General features: G+C 75.0%; 12 protein-coding genes and 1 pseudogene. 8 read left to right on the top strand and 5 right to left on the bottom strand.

The annotated features are described in order from the left end of the window. Positions 1-49 precede the first annotated feature (49 nt). The 3 genes from OHV05_RS03815 to purB all read left to right on the top strand — a co-directional run bounded on the left by OHV05_RS03815 (position 50) and on the right by purB (position 3,428). Positions 50-478: a MarR family winged helix-turn-helix transcriptional regulator gene (locus OHV05_RS03815; RefSeq protein ID WP_405016334.1), complete on the top strand. Its 429-nt coding sequence runs from the start codon at positions 50-52 to the stop codon at positions 476-478. Positions 479-584: 106 nt separating this feature from the next. Next, the gene (locus OHV05_RS03810) at positions 585-1,919 is read left to right on the top strand and encodes a hypothetical protein (protein WP_405016333.1); all 1,335 of its coding nucleotides are present in this window, start codon (positions 585-587) and stop codon (positions 1,917-1,919) included. 69 nt (positions 1,920-1,988) lie between these two features. Beyond that, entirely contained in the window at positions 1,989-3,428 is a 1,440-nt protein-coding gene (gene purB, locus OHV05_RS03805) for an adenylosuccinate lyase (RefSeq protein ID WP_405016332.1), read from the top strand. Positions 3,429-3,512: 84 nt separating this feature from the next. Here purB and OHV05_RS03800 read toward each other — a convergent pair whose 3' ends face one another. Then, positions 3,513-4,994, bottom strand: a complete 1,482-nt coding sequence (locus OHV05_RS03800) for an MFS transporter (protein ID WP_405016331.1) — start codon at positions 4,992-4,994, stop codon at positions 3,513-3,515. Between the two features lie 124 nt (positions 4,995-5,118). Here OHV05_RS03800 and OHV05_RS03795 point away from each other — a divergent pair, with 124 nt between their 5' ends. Further along, on the top strand, positions 5,119-5,904 hold the full coding sequence (locus OHV05_RS03795; protein ID WP_405016330.1) for a S1 family peptidase: 786 nt from the start codon (positions 5,119-5,121) through the stop codon (positions 5,902-5,904). Between the two features lie 41 nt (positions 5,905-5,945). On the opposite strand, the gene OHV05_RS03790 is transcribed toward OHV05_RS03795, so the two are convergent. Further along, positions 5,946-7,049, bottom strand: a complete 1,104-nt coding sequence (locus OHV05_RS03790; protein ID WP_405016329.1) for a helix-turn-helix domain-containing protein — start codon at positions 7,047-7,049, stop codon at positions 5,946-5,948. Between the two features lie 199 nt (positions 7,050-7,248). Here OHV05_RS03790 and OHV05_RS03785 point away from each other — a divergent pair, with 199 nt between their 5' ends. Beyond that, positions 7,249-8,043, top strand: coding sequence for a VIT1/CCC1 transporter family protein (locus OHV05_RS03785; RefSeq protein WP_405016328.1), 795 nt, complete (start codon positions 7,249-7,251; stop codon positions 8,041-8,043). Here the strand turns inward: OHV05_RS03785 and OHV05_RS03780 are convergent. Continuing rightward, positions 7,984-8,187, bottom strand: a pseudogene (locus tag OHV05_RS03780) (tyrosine-protein phosphatase); the annotation flags it as partial. The gene OHV05_RS03785 and the pseudogene OHV05_RS03780 overlap by 60 nt on opposite strands. Positions 8,188-8,288: 101 nt before the next feature. On the opposite strand from OHV05_RS03780, the gene OHV05_RS03775 reads away from it, so the two are divergent. The 3 genes from OHV05_RS03775 to OHV05_RS03765 all read left to right on the top strand — a co-directional run bounded on the left by OHV05_RS03775 (position 8,289) and on the right by OHV05_RS03765 (position 10,380). Then, on the top strand, positions 8,289-8,855 hold the full coding sequence (locus OHV05_RS03775) for a DJ-1/PfpI family protein (RefSeq protein WP_405016327.1): 567 nt from the start codon (positions 8,289-8,291) through the stop codon (positions 8,853-8,855). A gap of 100 nt (positions 8,856-8,955) precedes the next feature. Continuing rightward, a complete protein-coding gene (locus OHV05_RS03770) occupies positions 8,956-9,621 on the top strand; it encodes an SDR family oxidoreductase (RefSeq protein WP_405016326.1) in 666 nt (221 codons plus the stop codon). Positions 9,622-9,720: 99 nt separating this feature from the next. After that, a complete protein-coding gene (locus OHV05_RS03765; RefSeq protein ID WP_405016325.1) occupies positions 9,721-10,380 on the top strand; it encodes a hypothetical protein in 660 nt (219 codons plus the stop codon). Here OHV05_RS03765 and OHV05_RS03760 read toward each other — a convergent pair. Continuing rightward, complete coding sequence (locus OHV05_RS03760) at positions 10,355-11,800, bottom strand: MFS transporter (RefSeq protein WP_405016324.1); 1,446 nt, start codon at positions 11,798-11,800, stop codon at positions 10,355-10,357. The two genes, OHV05_RS03765 and OHV05_RS03760, sit on opposite strands and share 26 nt — an antisense overlap. A 65-nt stretch (positions 11,801-11,865) precedes the next feature. Continuing rightward, complete coding sequence (locus OHV05_RS03755) at positions 11,866-12,891, bottom strand: SDR family oxidoreductase (RefSeq protein WP_405016323.1); 1,026 nt, start codon at positions 12,889-12,891, stop codon at positions 11,866-11,868. Position 12,892 lies beyond the last annotated feature (1 nt).

The raw sequence follows: 12,892 nt of genomic DNA, 5'->3' as shown, positions 1-12,892 counted from the left end.
CAAGGTCGAAACTGGAGGAACTGAAGCACCTGTGCGTACCCTGATCCCCATGGGCACCACCACCGCTCCCTCCACGGTCGACCTGATGGAGGCCGTCGCCGCCGTCGGCGCCGCCTACTTCCAGGACTTCGCGGCCGCCGCCGCCCGGCACGGGCTGAGCTCCTCCCAGGCCAAGGCGCTCAAGGCCGTCCAGGAGCCGGTCCCGATGCGGGCCCTGGCCGGACGGCTGGGCTGCGACGCCTCGAACGTCACCGGCATCGTCGACCGCCTCGAAGGGCTCGGCCTGGCCCACCGCGAGGCCGCCCCGGGCGACCGGCGGGTGAAGATCGTGACCATCACCGAACCGGGCCGCCAGGTCCTGACCCGGGTCCGCGACGACATGGCCCGGGCCCACCGCGCGTTCGGCTCGCTCTCGGCCGAGCAGCGGGTCGCGCTGGAGGGCTTGTGCAAGCAGGTCCTGCCGCTGCTCACCGCCTAGACCGACCGTCAGGACGGCGCCCGGGCTGGGGTGAAACCCGGTTGTCGAGCTGCCGGGGTGTCGGCGATCATCCTGGGGACCCGACCTCCCCGATCACCGGAGACCCATGACCACCGAACTGTCCGAAGCCTGGAAGCTCTTCGAGGCCGGCGACCCGCAAGGGTCGATCCGGGCGCTGCGGTTCGCCGCCGACGGGCTGACGCCCGCGGAGATCGCGCCGCTGGTGGCGAAGCTGGCCGAAGGTGCCGGCTTCACCGACCTCGCCGAGGCTTCGGCAGCGCTGTCGGCCGGGCCCGGGGACGTCGAGGGGCTCTACCGGTTCGGCTACGCCTGCGTCGAACGCGGTGTCGCCGCGCTGGCCGTGCCCGCCCTGGGGGAGGCGCTCCGGCTGTCCCTGGCACCGGGCGCGCCGCAGCGCACCGGCCTGTTCCGCCGCCGGACCAAGCGGTCGGGCTCCCGGGAGCTGACGCCCCGTCGGGTCCTGGCGGAGCTGGTGTCCGCCCTGGAGGACGGCGAGCGGCACCCCGAGGCGCTGGCGGTGCTGCGCGAGCACGACGCCCTGCTGGGCGACTGGCCGGACCGCTGTCTGACGGTCTACAACGCCCTGATGAGCGGTCGGACCGCGGTCGCCAGGGAGGTGTTCGACGCCTTGTCGGCGCCCGAGGGGATGTGGGTGGGGCCCGGCGAACGGGTCGGGCGGATGCTCGACCGGGCGGCGGCCGTGCCACCGGTGGACGACCGGGACCTCCGCGGCTGGCACCACGTGCTGACCGGCGGGCTGCTCACCACGCTCTCGCCGCACGGCTTCGACCAGGGTATGACCGGCCGCTGGGCGTACCTGCAGGACGACTTCGACTCCTGCCGGTACGGCCTGGAGCGGCTGCGGACGGTCCTGGCGGCGGCCGGTCGCGCGCCCGGGTCGGTCGGCCTGCTGTCGGACCGCGGCAGCCGGGCGCTCGGCCTGGCGGCGGCCCGCCTGCTCGGTGTCCCGGCGGCCCCGTACCGGCCGGGCACCCCGGACGTGCTCGTCGTCGCGTACGACCTGAACGAGTGCGACCCCCAGGAGGTGGCCGGCCTGCGGGACCGGGCCGAGGGCGAGCTGCTCTTCGAGCACGCGACCTGCTGGACCGATACGCCCGGCGTGACGGCGGACGTCTGCACCCTGCTGGTGCAGACCGTGGTCGCGCCCTGGGAGCCGGGCCTGGCGTTCACCGAGGACGGCGAGGAGCAGCGGTCGGAGCCCGACGGGCGCTCGGCCGAGGAGCTCGCCGAGGCGATCCTGGCGGCCGATCCGGTCCCGCAGGAGGGCGACGGAGCGAGCCCGGCCGACCCGGACGAGGCCCTGGCCGCGTTCGCCGCCCGGGCGGCCGGAGGCTGGGCGCGCGGCCCGCGGGACCGGATCCGCTCCTCGGGTCCGGTGCGCAGTTCGCGGTTCGCCTGAGCCCGGCGGGCTCGGCCCGACCTGCTCGGCCGAGCCCGCTGCGGTCCGGGCTGACCTGGACTGTTAGGCTTGCGAAGCGTGAGCGCGAAGCCCCAGATCCCCAATGTCCTGGCCTCCCGGTACGCTTCGGCGACCCTGGCCCAGCTGTGGTCCCCCGAGCACAAGGTGGTCCTCGAGCGCCACCTGTGGCTCGCCGTCCTGAAGGCTCAGCAGGACCTCGGCATCGAGGTGCCGGCCGATGCCGTGGCCGACTACGAGCGGGTGATCGACCAGGTCGACCTGGGCTCGATCGCCGCCCGTGAGCGGGTCACCCGGCACGACGTCAAGGCCCGGATCGAGGAGTTCAGCGAGCTCGCCGGGCACGAGCAGATCCACAAGGGCATGACCTCCCGGGACCTCACCGAGAACGTCGAGCAGCTGCAGATCCGGCAGTCCCTGGAGCACGTCCGGGACCGTACGGTGGCCGTACTGGTCCGGCTCGGTGCGCTGTCCGCCCAGTACGGCGAGCTGGTGATGGCCGGCCGTTCGCACAACGTCGCCGCCCAGGCCACCACGCTCGGCAAGCGGTTCGCGACCGTCGCCGACGAGCTGCTGGTCGCCTTCGCCCGGCTGGAGGAGCTGATCGCCCGGTACCCGCTGCGCGGGATCAAGGGCCCGGTCGGCACCGCCCAGGACATGCTGGACCTGCTCGGTGGCGACGCCGCCAAGCTGGCCGAGCTGGAGCAGCGGGTGGCCGGTCACCTCGGCTTCGAGAACGTCTTCACCAGCGTCGGCCAGGTCTACCCCCGCTCGCTGGACTTCGAGGTCACCACCGCCCTGGTGCAGCTCTCCGCCGCGCCGTCCAGCCTGGCCAAGACGATCCGTCTGATGGCCGGTCACGAGCTGGTGACCGAGGGCTTCAAGGCCGGTCAGGTCGGCTCCTCGGCGATGCCGCACAAGATGAACACCCGCTCCTGCGAGCGCGTCAACGGGCTGGCCGTGATCCTGCGCGGCTACGCCTCGATGACCGCGGAGCTGGGCGGCGACCAGTGGAACGAGGGCGACGTCTCCTGCTCGGTGGTGCGCCGGGTCGCGCTGCCGGACGCGTTCTTCGCCTTCGACGGCCTGTTGGAGACCTTCCTGACGGTGCTCGACGAGTTCGGCGCCTTCCCGGCCGTGATCGAGGCCGAGCTGGACCGCTACCTGCCGTTCCTGGCCACCACCAAGGTCCTGATGGGCGCGGTGCGGGCGGGCGTCGGCCGGGAGACCGCGCACGAGGTGATCAAGGAGCACGCGGTCGCCGCCGCGCTCGCGATGCGCGAGGGCGCCCGGGAGAACGCGCTGCTCGACAAGCTGGCCGCCGACGAGCGGATCCCGCTCGACCGGGCCGGGCTGGACGCGCTGCTCGCCGACCGGCTGTCCTTCACCGGCGCGGCCGGTGCCCAGGTGGCCGAGGTGGTCCGCCGGATCGAGGCCGTGGCCGCCGCCCACCCGGCCGCCGCGAAGTACACCCCGGGCGACATCCTGTAACGGGGCGCCGGAACGAACGGCCGTGCCGCGACCCGCCCTTCGGGGCGGGTCGCGGCACGGCCGTTCCGCTGTCCAGGTGCGGAGCTAGGCGGCGCTGTCCGGTCCGGAGTCGATCGGCGGGGCGGTGCCGTCGCAGTACCACTCGCAGGTGGGCTCGGCGATCGGGTGCTCCGGCGTCAGGGCGGTGCGCGGGACGGTGAGCAGCGAGACCAGTGCCCCCAGGCCCAGCAGGCCGGCGCAGGCCAGCATCGAGGTGTGGAAGGCGTGGTCGACCTGGACCGGGTCCAGGTACGCGTCACCGGTCAGACCGGCCAGCGCGGGGAGGGCGGCCACCGAGAGCAGGCCGGCCGCCCGGGCGGCGGCGTTGTTGACCCCGCTGGCGATCCCGGCGTGCCGGACCTCGACGGCGGCCAGCACGGTGGCGGTCAGCGGGGCGACCAACAGGGTCATGCCGGAGCCGAGCACGGTGACGGCGGGCAGCACCTCGGTCCAGTACGAGGCGCCGGGGCCGATCCGGAGCAGCAGCAGGACCCCGGCCGCGCAGATCAACGGGCCGAGGCTGAGCGGCAGTCGGGGCCCGACCCGGTGCCCGAACCGGCCCGCCCGGCCGGAGAGGGCGAGCATCAGCAGCGTGATCGGCAGCAGCGCCACCCCGGCGGTCAGCGGGGCGAAGCCGGAGACGGTCTGGAGCTGCACCATCAGCAGCAGGAAGACCCCGCTGAACGCCGCGTACACGCAGAGCGTGACCAGGTTGACGGCGGAGAACAGCCGGGACGAGAACAGCGAGAGCGGCATCATCGGCTCGGCGCTGCGCCGTTCCACCAGGACGAAGGCCACGCCGAGCAGCAGGCCGGCCGGGCCGTGGAGCAGTGACAGGCCGTGCAGCCCGGCGGTCAGCGCGTAGGTGATGCCGGCCAGGGAGAGGGCGGCGAGCGCCGCGCCGGCGACGTCGAACCGGCCGCTGGCGCCCTCGTCCCTGCTCTCCGGGACGTGACGGACCGTCACGAAGGTCACCAGGGCCGCCAGCGGCAGGTTCAGCAGGAAGACCCAGCGCCAGCCGGGACCCTCCACCAGCCAGCCGCCGAGGAACGGACCGGCGGCCGCGCCGACCCCGCCGAGGCCGGACCAGACGCCGACCGCGCCGGAGCGGTCGTCCGGGTGGAACGAGGCCTGCAGCATGGCCAGCGAACCCGGCGTCAGGAGCGCGCCGCCGATGCCCTGGAGGGCACGGGCGGCGATCAGCAGCTCGACGTTGGGCGCGAACGCGCAGACCGCGGAGGCCAGCGCGAACCAGCCGACGCCGACCAGGAAGACCCGGCGGCGGCCGTACCGGTCGCCGAGCGAGCCGCCCAGCAGGATCAGCCCGGCCAGGGTGAGCAGATAGGCGTTGACCGTCCACTGCAACGCGGCCATCGAGGCACCCAGGTCGGCGCCGATGGTCGGCAGCGCGACGTTGACCACCGTGCCGTCGAGCATCGCCATGCCGGAGCCGAGGGCGGTGGCCGCGAGCACCCAGCGGCCACGGGCGGTGCCGAGCCTGAGCTCGACCGGGGTTTCGGTGTCCACGCCCCGATCCTCCGCCGTCGGCGGCGCTTCTGCCAGTTCCCGGTGGCAGATTCGCACCCCTGCCGCTGACGGTGCTCCGACAAGGAAGCTGGGGCCCTCCCGACCCCCACTTCGGAGGTACCTGATGAAGCGTCAACTGGCACGGTGGAGCACGCTCGCGGCGGGCGCCCTGCTCGCGACCGGCAGCCTGGTGCTGCCCGCCCAGGCCGGGGAGGTGACCCCGAGCGTGGTCGGCGGCACCCGGGCCGCGCAGGGTGAGTTCCCGTTCATGGTCCGGCTCTCGATGGGCTGCGGCGGCGCGCTGCTCACCAAGCAGATCGTGCTCACCGCCGCGCACTGTGTCGGCGCCAGCGGGAACACCACCAGCATCACCGCCACCCTGGGCGTGGTGGACCTGAACAGCGGCAGCGCGATCAAGGTCAAGTCCAGCAAGGTGTACCGGGCCCCGGGCTTCACCGGTGCCGAGAACGGCAAGGACTGGGCCCTGATCAAGCTCGCCTCGCCGGTCACCAGCACCGCCGTCGGCACGCTGCCGATCGCGGGCAGCACCGCGTACGACAGCGGCACCTTCACGGTGGCGGGCTGGGGCGCCGCCACCGAGGGCGGCGGCCAGCAGCGGTACCTGCTGAAGGCGAACGTCCCGTTCGTCAGTGACGCGAACTGCGCCTCGGCCTACTCCGGCCTGGTCACCGGTGCCTCGCTCTGCGCGGGCAACCTGGCCAACGGCGGGGTGGACACCTGCCAGGGCGACTCGGGTGGCCCGATGTTCCGCCGGGACTCCGCGAACAACTGGATCCAGGTCGGCATCACCAGCTGGGGCGAGGGCTGCGCCCGGCCAGGGCTGCCCGGGGTGTACACCCAGGTGAGCACCTACGCGGCGGCGATCACGGCGGCGGCCGCGACGCTCTGACTGCGCCCGGTCCGGCCCCTCCGCCCTCGGCGGAGGGGCCGTCAGCCGTGGTGCCTGGACAGCCAGCGCTCGGACTGGCGGCGCTCCAGCGCGACCCGGCCGGCCCCCGTCGGCACCCGGGCCAGTACGGTGCCGGCCGCCTCCGGCCGGCCGGCCCAGACGTGCGCCCCGGCCAGCCGGGCCGTCACCAGGGCCCGGTAGTGCTGCTGTTCCGGCGGCAGCCGGTCCAGCGCCTCGGCCAGGCCGACGGCCGCCAGCCGGGCGTGCGCCCGGTGGCCGGTCCGGACGGCCAGGTCGCGGTGGCAGGTGCCGTGCACCAGCAGCAGCCGGGTCCCGGCCTCGGCGGTCGGGTCGGACCCGGTCAGCCGGGCGGCCTCCTCCAGGGCGCGTTCCGCCTCCCGGCGGTCGCCGGCCAGCGCGTGTCCCCGGGCCCGGGCCAGCAGCGCGCGGGCCTGCGTGGCGGGCCGTCCGGCCAGCACCGCCTGCCGGTACGAGGCGTCGGCCGTGCCGAGCGCGGCGGCCGAGTCCCCGCAGGCCCAGTGCACCGCGCTCTGCCGGGCCAGCAGCAGCGCCACCCCCGCCGGGTCGCCCGCCAGCGCGGCCCACTCCCGGCCGCAGTCGTACCAGGCGAGCGCCCGCCCGTACTCCAGCCGGTCGAACCGGGCCCAGCCCGCGAGCTCGGCGTAGCGGGCGGCGAGCGAGCCGAGCCGGGCCCGTTCGGCCGAGGGGGCGGTGCGCTGCTGACGGGCCGCCAGTCGGGTGTGCTGCTCCAGGACGTCCACCAGGGCGTGGCCGCCGACCGCGTGGGCGGCCGCCCGGTAGGCGGTGAGCAACTGCTCCAGGGTGTCCGGGCCCGGGGTGGCGCCGGCCGGTCGGCCGTACCGGGCCAGCCGTCGGCGCTCCCGCTCCACCTGCGGCCAGATCTCGGCCAACTCGCCTGCGGTGTCGAGGAGTTCGTCCAGGCGCTCGGCCATCCCGGCGGGCGGCCAGCGTCGGGTGTTCTCCACCCGGCTGATGTGCGAGTCGTCGTAGCCGAGCCGGCGGCCCAGCTCGGCCTGGCTGAGCCCGCGGAGCAGTCGCCAGTGGCGCAGCCGGGCGCCGAAGTCGGAGCGGGCCGAGCCGGTCTGGTGCAGGTCGAGGGACACGGGACCTCCGGTGGGGGGTGTCCACACCGGGGGAGGGGGCGCACGCGGGGTGGACGGACTGGTCGGAGCCTCGCAAGGGTTTGTCATGGACAGGTATCCCCGGGATGGCGAGAACGTCAAACCGACACGGCGGAGCCGACGGACCGTCAGCAGCCGTGCGCCGTACGCTGCCAGGGACAGGAGAGGACGGTGTGCGGGGATGGGCGTACCAGGCCCGGACTGGGCGGTGCTGGCGCCGCACTGGCAGCCGGAGCAGCGGTCGGCCGAGCAGGACGCGGCGGCCGAGGCGGAGCTCACGGCCCTGCGCGGCACCGCCGAGCGGGTGGCCGGCGGCGGCATCCGGGCCGCCGTGCTCGGGGTGAACGACGGCCTGGTGACCAACCTCTGCCTGATCCTCGGCGTCGCGGGCGCCTCGGTGGACGCCGGTACGGTCCGGCTCTCCGGGCTGGCCAGCCTGGTCGCGGGCGCGCTCTCGATGGCGGCCGGCGAGTGGGTCTCGGTGCGCAGCCAGGCGGAGGTGGCCCAGGGCATGGAGCGATCGCTGCGCCACGCCTGGCAGTTGTCGCCGCCGGTGGTGCTGGCCCATCTGACCGGCAGCCTGCGCGAACGGGGTCTGGACCGGGAGACCGCCGTCCGGGCCAGCCGGGGCGTGGTGACCTCGGGCCGGGGGGCGACGGCGACCAGCACCCGGATCCTGTTCGGAGTGAGCGCGCAGGACGGGGGCTCACCGGTGGTGGCGGCGGTCTCCTCGCTGCTGCTGTTCTCGCTCGGGGCGCTGCTGCCGCTGCTGCCCTGGTTCTTCGCCGACGGGGGCGCGGCGGTGGCGGCCTCGGTGCTGCTCACGGCGGTCGCCTCGCTGGCGGTCGGCGGCGCGCTCGGGTACGGCTCGGGGCGGGGCGTGCTGCGGCTGGCGGGGCGTCAGCTGCTGATCGTCGCGGTGGCCTCGGCGATCACGTACGGGCTGGGGGCGCTGGCGGGGAGCGCGGTGCTCTGACGGCCGGTCGGCCGGGGCCGGCCGGTCGAGCTGCCCGGACCGGAACACCGGCCCGGGCCTGACGGTCCGTCCGCCGGGCAGCGGCACACCGCCCAGATCCCGGAGGGTCTGAGCGGTGTCCGGCCAGGGCGCACGGGGGCGCATCGGCGCACTGGCGGGGCGTGGTCGACAGCGGTCGTTGCCGGGGCCGGGCGGGCGCGACAGGGTGGGGCGGAGACGGCTCCGGAGTTCGAGAGAGGTGCGGGATGGCGGCGAAGGTCCTGATCGTCACGGGTGATGCGGCGGAGTCGCTGGAGGTGCTCTACCCCTACCAGCGGCTGCTGGAGGAGGGGTACGAGGTGGTGCTCGCGGCCCCGACCAAGAAGACCCTGCAGTTCGTGGTGCACGACTTCGTGCCGGGCTTCGACACGTACACCGAGAAGGCGGGCTACTGCTGGCCCGCCGACGTGGCCTTCGCGGACGTCGACCCGGCCGAGTACGTGGCGCTGGTGATCCCCGGCGGCCGGGCGCCCGAGTACCTGCGCAACGACCCGGAGGCGCGGCGGATCGTGGCGCACTTCTTCGAGCAGGACAAGCCGGTCGCGCAGATCTGCCACGGCCCGCTGCTCAGCCTGCCGGGCGGTGCGCTGGCCGGCCGGCGGACCGCCGCCTATCCCGCGCTGGAGCTGGACGTGCTGGCCGGCGGTGCCGTCTACGAGGACGGTGACGCGGTGGTCGACGGTGTGCTGGTGTCGGCCCGGGCCTGGCCGGACCACCCGGGGTGGATGCGCGCGTTCGTGGAGATCCTGCGGAAGAAGGCTCCGGCCAACTGACGGGTCGGACAGTGTGGTGGGCGGCGGCGCGCAGGTGCCGCCGCCCACCGGCGTACCCGGTCGTGGTGCGGTGGCGGGGCGGCGGCGTTAGCGTCGGGGCATGCATGTGGTGATCGCTGGTGGGCACGGCAAGATCGCGCTTCGGCTGGAGCAGCTGCTCGCCGAGCGCGGTGACTCGGTGGTGGGCCTGGTCCGCTCGGCCGGGCAGCTCGACGACCTGGCCCGGGTGGGCGCCCGGGGGGTGCTCTGCGACCTGGAGACGGTCTCCCTGGAGGACCTCGCGGGCGGCCTCAGCGGCGCGGACGCGGTGGTCTTCGCGGCCGGGGCCGGCCCGGGCAGCGGCAGCGCCCGTAAGGACACGGTGGACCGGGGCGCGGCGGTGCTGTTCGCCGACGCGGCCGAACTGGCCGGGGTGCCCCGGTATCTGATGATCAGCACGATGGGCATCGAGCGCGCGGGCGCCGACGGGATGGACCCGGAGTTCACCGACTACCTGCGGGCCAAGGGCGCGGCGGAGGACGACCTGCGGGCCCGGGGGATCGGCTGGACCATCCTGCGCCCGGGGCCGCTGATGGACGAGCCGGGCAGCGGCTTCGTCCGGCTGGCGGTGCCGTCGCTGCCGTTCGCCCCGGTGCCGCGCGACGACGTCGCGCTGGTGCTGCGGGAGCTGCTGGACATACCGGCGGCGGACGGCCGCACGCTGGAGCTGACCGCCGGGGCGGAGCCGGTGGCCGAGGCGGTCCGGGTGGCACTGGCGGTGGCCTGACACCTGGTCGGGCACTGAACTCCGGGCGGTGACCAGGGCCTTCGGAGTTCAGGATCGGCAGCATGGACCGGTGTCGGTGCGCTGCGTCACGATGAACGCATGACGGACAGCGGATCGGGGGAGCCGGACGGCGCCGCGGCGTCCTCCTCGGGCGGCACGAACTGGACGGCGGTGGCGGCCGTCGCGGGGGCCCTGGCCACGGCGGTGGCGGTGCTCGCGTACGTGGTGCCGCCGAGCCCTCAGGCGGTGCCGGCTCCGGCGCCCGTCGTCGGATCCGCGTGGAGCCCGCCGCCGAGCCCGGTGCCGCCGCCCTCGCCGACCCCGTCGCCGTCACCGTCGCCCGCTCCGGAGCCCGAGCCCAGCCCGACCCTTTCGCCGACTCCGCCGACTCCGCCGACTCCTCCGCCCCCGAAGCCGACGCCGTCGCCGGTTCACTCCCTGCCGGTGCCCGCGCTGTCGCTGCCGCCGGTCCGCCCGGGCGGCTGTGACCAGGCGTACGCGGTGCTGAACCGCTACAACAAGGTGGTCGGGACGACCAAGGGGAGCCGGATCGCCGCCGCGCAGGAGGCCCGCGACGGCATGATGGGCGCAAGCCTGGACGCCACCGGCGGGGTCTACTCGATCATGGTGCGGCTGACCCAGGGGTTCCAGGAGATGGGCTTCATCCTGATGGGTGCCGTGGGTGGGGACTACAACGCGGTGGCGACCGGTGTCGGGGAGGACGTCGAGACGCTCAAGAGCCTGTGCGAGACCGGCTGACCCGACGGTCCGTCACGGGCGTCGCACCGTGCTCGGCGCGCCGGGTGCTCCGGTTGGCCAGCAGGGCCAGCACGAGGGAGAGGGTCACCACCGCGAGGCAGGCGAGGGTGGCGTGGAAGAAGGCGGTGTTCGGGGTGGCGGCCGGGCTGTTCAGGTAGATGCCGGAGATCGCCGAGATGCCGACGGCGGCGGCTATTCGCTGGGACATCTGCAGGATGCCGCCCGCGACCCCGGCGGCCTCGGCCGGCGCGTACCGGAGCACCTGGGCCTGGTTGGGGGAGACGGTCAGGCCGGAGGCGGCGCCGGTGGCGAGCTGGCCGAGGGCGAGCAGGGCCGGCAGCCAGCCGGACGGGGCGTACAGCGCGGCCAGGCCGCTGAGCAGCAGGGCGCCGATCGCCAGGCCCAGGCCGAGCGGGACCACGTGCCGGCCGAACCGCTGCACCGCCCGCCAGGCGAACGAGGAGACCACCGCCATCGCCAGCGCGGACGGCAGGGTGACCGCGGAGGCCGCCAGCGGGGAGAGGCCGAGGCCGTCCTGGAGGAACATCACCAGCACCAGGGCGGAGGCCAGCGCGGCACCGAACTGGCACATCGCGGTGAGGGTGCCCAGGGTGTACGGCGCCGAGCGGGGCAGCGCCGGGTGGATCAGCGGCTGGCGGCCGGTCGCGGCGTAGTGCCGCTGCCACAGCACCAGGGCGGCGGTGAGGGCGAGCGCGGCGACGCCCAGCGAGAGCTTGGTGCCGAGGGTGGCGGGCTGGACGAACGGCAGCATCACGGCGACCGTGAGGGCGGCGGTGAGCAGCAGGCCGAGTGGGTCCAGCGTGGTGCGGGCGGTGCTGCGGGGCCCCGGCGCGGGCAGGTGACGGATCGCCAGCAGCAGGGTGGCCAGGCCGGAGGGTGCGCTGATCAGGAAGGCGAGCCGCCAGCCCCACTCCGGGCCGGCCAGCGCGATCAGGGCGCCGCCGAGCGGCGGGCCGAGGGCGATCGCCACCGCGCAGGTCACCTGGTACAGGCCGAGGGCGCGGGTGCGGGCGGGGCCGGTGAAGACGTCCTGGAGGGTGCCGATCATCTGGGAGTTCACCAGCCCGGCGCCCGCGCCCTGGAGCAGCCGGACGGCGACCAGCAGCCAGGGGGTCTGCGCGGTGGCGGCCAGCAGGCCCGCGCCGACGAACAGCGCCATCCCGGCGACGAAGAACGGCTTGCGCCCCCGGAGGTCGCCGAGGCGGCCGCCGGGGATCAGGGCGAGACCGAAGGCGAGCGAGTACCCGGCCACGATCCACTGGATCTGGGTGGGGTCGGCGTGCAGTGTGCCGCGGAGCGCCGGGACGGCGATGTTGAGGACGGAGTTGTCCAGCATGGTGGTGAAGCCACCGGCCAGGCAGACCGCCAGGATCTGCTTCTGCTTCGCTGTTTTGTGCACGGACGGAGGTTAACGGGCCCGGCGCGTCCCGGGGAGGGGCGGGGGTGACATCGGGTGCGGGTATGTCAGACCGGGGTGGCCAGCAGGGTCCAGGGCTCGGGGCGGGCGAGGGCGAGCCGGGGTTTGCGGTCGGCCCAGTGCCGGACGGCGGTGGCCATCACCGTGCCGGGGTCGGTGACCGGGTGGGTGGGGGTGAACGGTTCTGCCATCGCGGTGTAGCTCTGGAACATCGCCAGCAGCCGGACGGCCTGGGTCTGGAACGGGGAGAGGTACCGGTCGGCGAGCGGCAGGAAGAAGCGGTTCCAGCTCTCCACCGGGACCAGCGGCGGCCGCTCGATCGGGGGGACGCCGTGCCGGGCCCGGTACTCGTTGAGGGTGTCGCAGATGACGTCGAGCAGCGCGGACAGGGTCAGGCAGGCGGCACCGCCGGCGATCACCTCGGTCCTGGGGGTGGCCGGCGGGTCGGCGAGCGCGGCGGCCGCGATCACCGCGGCGACCTGGTCGACCGGGCTGATCTCGGCGAAACCGCCCGGGTCGCCGACCACCACGGCGGCCAGCCCGGAGACCAGCGCCTGCAGGATGGTGTACGGGCCGGAGAACCGGGCGATCCGCCCGTCCTGGCTGCGGCCGACCACCAGCGGCGGCCGGACCACCGTCAGGGCGCCGGGGTACTCGGCCCGGACCAGGTCCTCGCCCCGGGCCTTGGACCACTCGTAGCCGTTGCGGTAGCCCTCGAACTCGGCGCCCCGGAGGTCCTCCGGGTTCCGGGTGCCGCCGACGTAGGCGGTGGAGACCTGGACCAGGTGGGTGTCCCGGTCGGCCAGCGCGAGCACCGCCCGCAGCGGGTCCAGGTTGGCGCCGACCGCCTCCTCCCGGCTGAGTGTCCAGCGGGTGGTGGCCGCCGCGTGCACGATCACGTCCCAGTGGCCGGTCAGCTCGGCGGGCGGCGGCTCGGCGCCGATCCGCCAGCTCACCGGGGCGTCGGGGGTGGCCCGGCGGGCGACCGGGACGAGGGTGTGGCCGGAGGTCCGCAGCAGGTCGGCGACCTCGGTGCCCACCACACCGGTGGCGCCGGTCAGAAGGATTCGCATG

The sequence above is a fragment of the Kitasatospora sp. NBC_00070 genome (assembly GCF_045041205.1).
In the GTDB taxonomy this organism is placed as follows: Bacteria; Actinomycetota; Actinomycetes; order Streptomycetales; family Streptomycetaceae; genus Kitasatospora.
Note: the sequence above shows the minus strand (reverse complement) of the source record. Positions and strands in the feature narration are given on the sequence as shown.

Coding starts and splice junctions, on each gene's coding strand:
- OHV05_RS03815 (WP_405016334.1), top strand. CDS start 50: ATGGGCACCACCACCGCTCCCTCCACGGTCGACCTGATGGAGGCCGTC.
- OHV05_RS03810 (WP_405016333.1), top strand. CDS start 585: ATGACCACCGAACTGTCCGAAGCCTGGAAGCTCTTCGAGGCCGGCGAC.
- OHV05_RS03795 (WP_405016330.1), top strand. CDS start 5,119: ATGAAGCGTCAACTGGCACGGTGGAGCACGCTCGCGGCGGGCGCCCTG.
- OHV05_RS03785 (WP_405016328.1), top strand. CDS start 7,249: ATGGGCGTACCAGGCCCGGACTGGGCGGTGCTGGCGCCGCACTGGCAG.
- OHV05_RS03775 (WP_405016327.1), top strand. CDS start 8,289: ATGGCGGCGAAGGTCCTGATCGTCACGGGTGATGCGGCGGAGTCGCTG.
- OHV05_RS03770 (WP_405016326.1), top strand. CDS start 8,956: ATGCATGTGGTGATCGCTGGTGGGCACGGCAAGATCGCGCTTCGGCTG.
- OHV05_RS03765 (WP_405016325.1), top strand. CDS start 9,721: ATGACGGACAGCGGATCGGGGGAGCCGGACGGCGCCGCGGCGTCCTCC.
- OHV05_RS03755 (WP_405016323.1), bottom strand. CDS start 12,891: ATGCGAATCCTTCTGACCGGCGCCACCGGTGTGGTGGGCACCGAGGTC.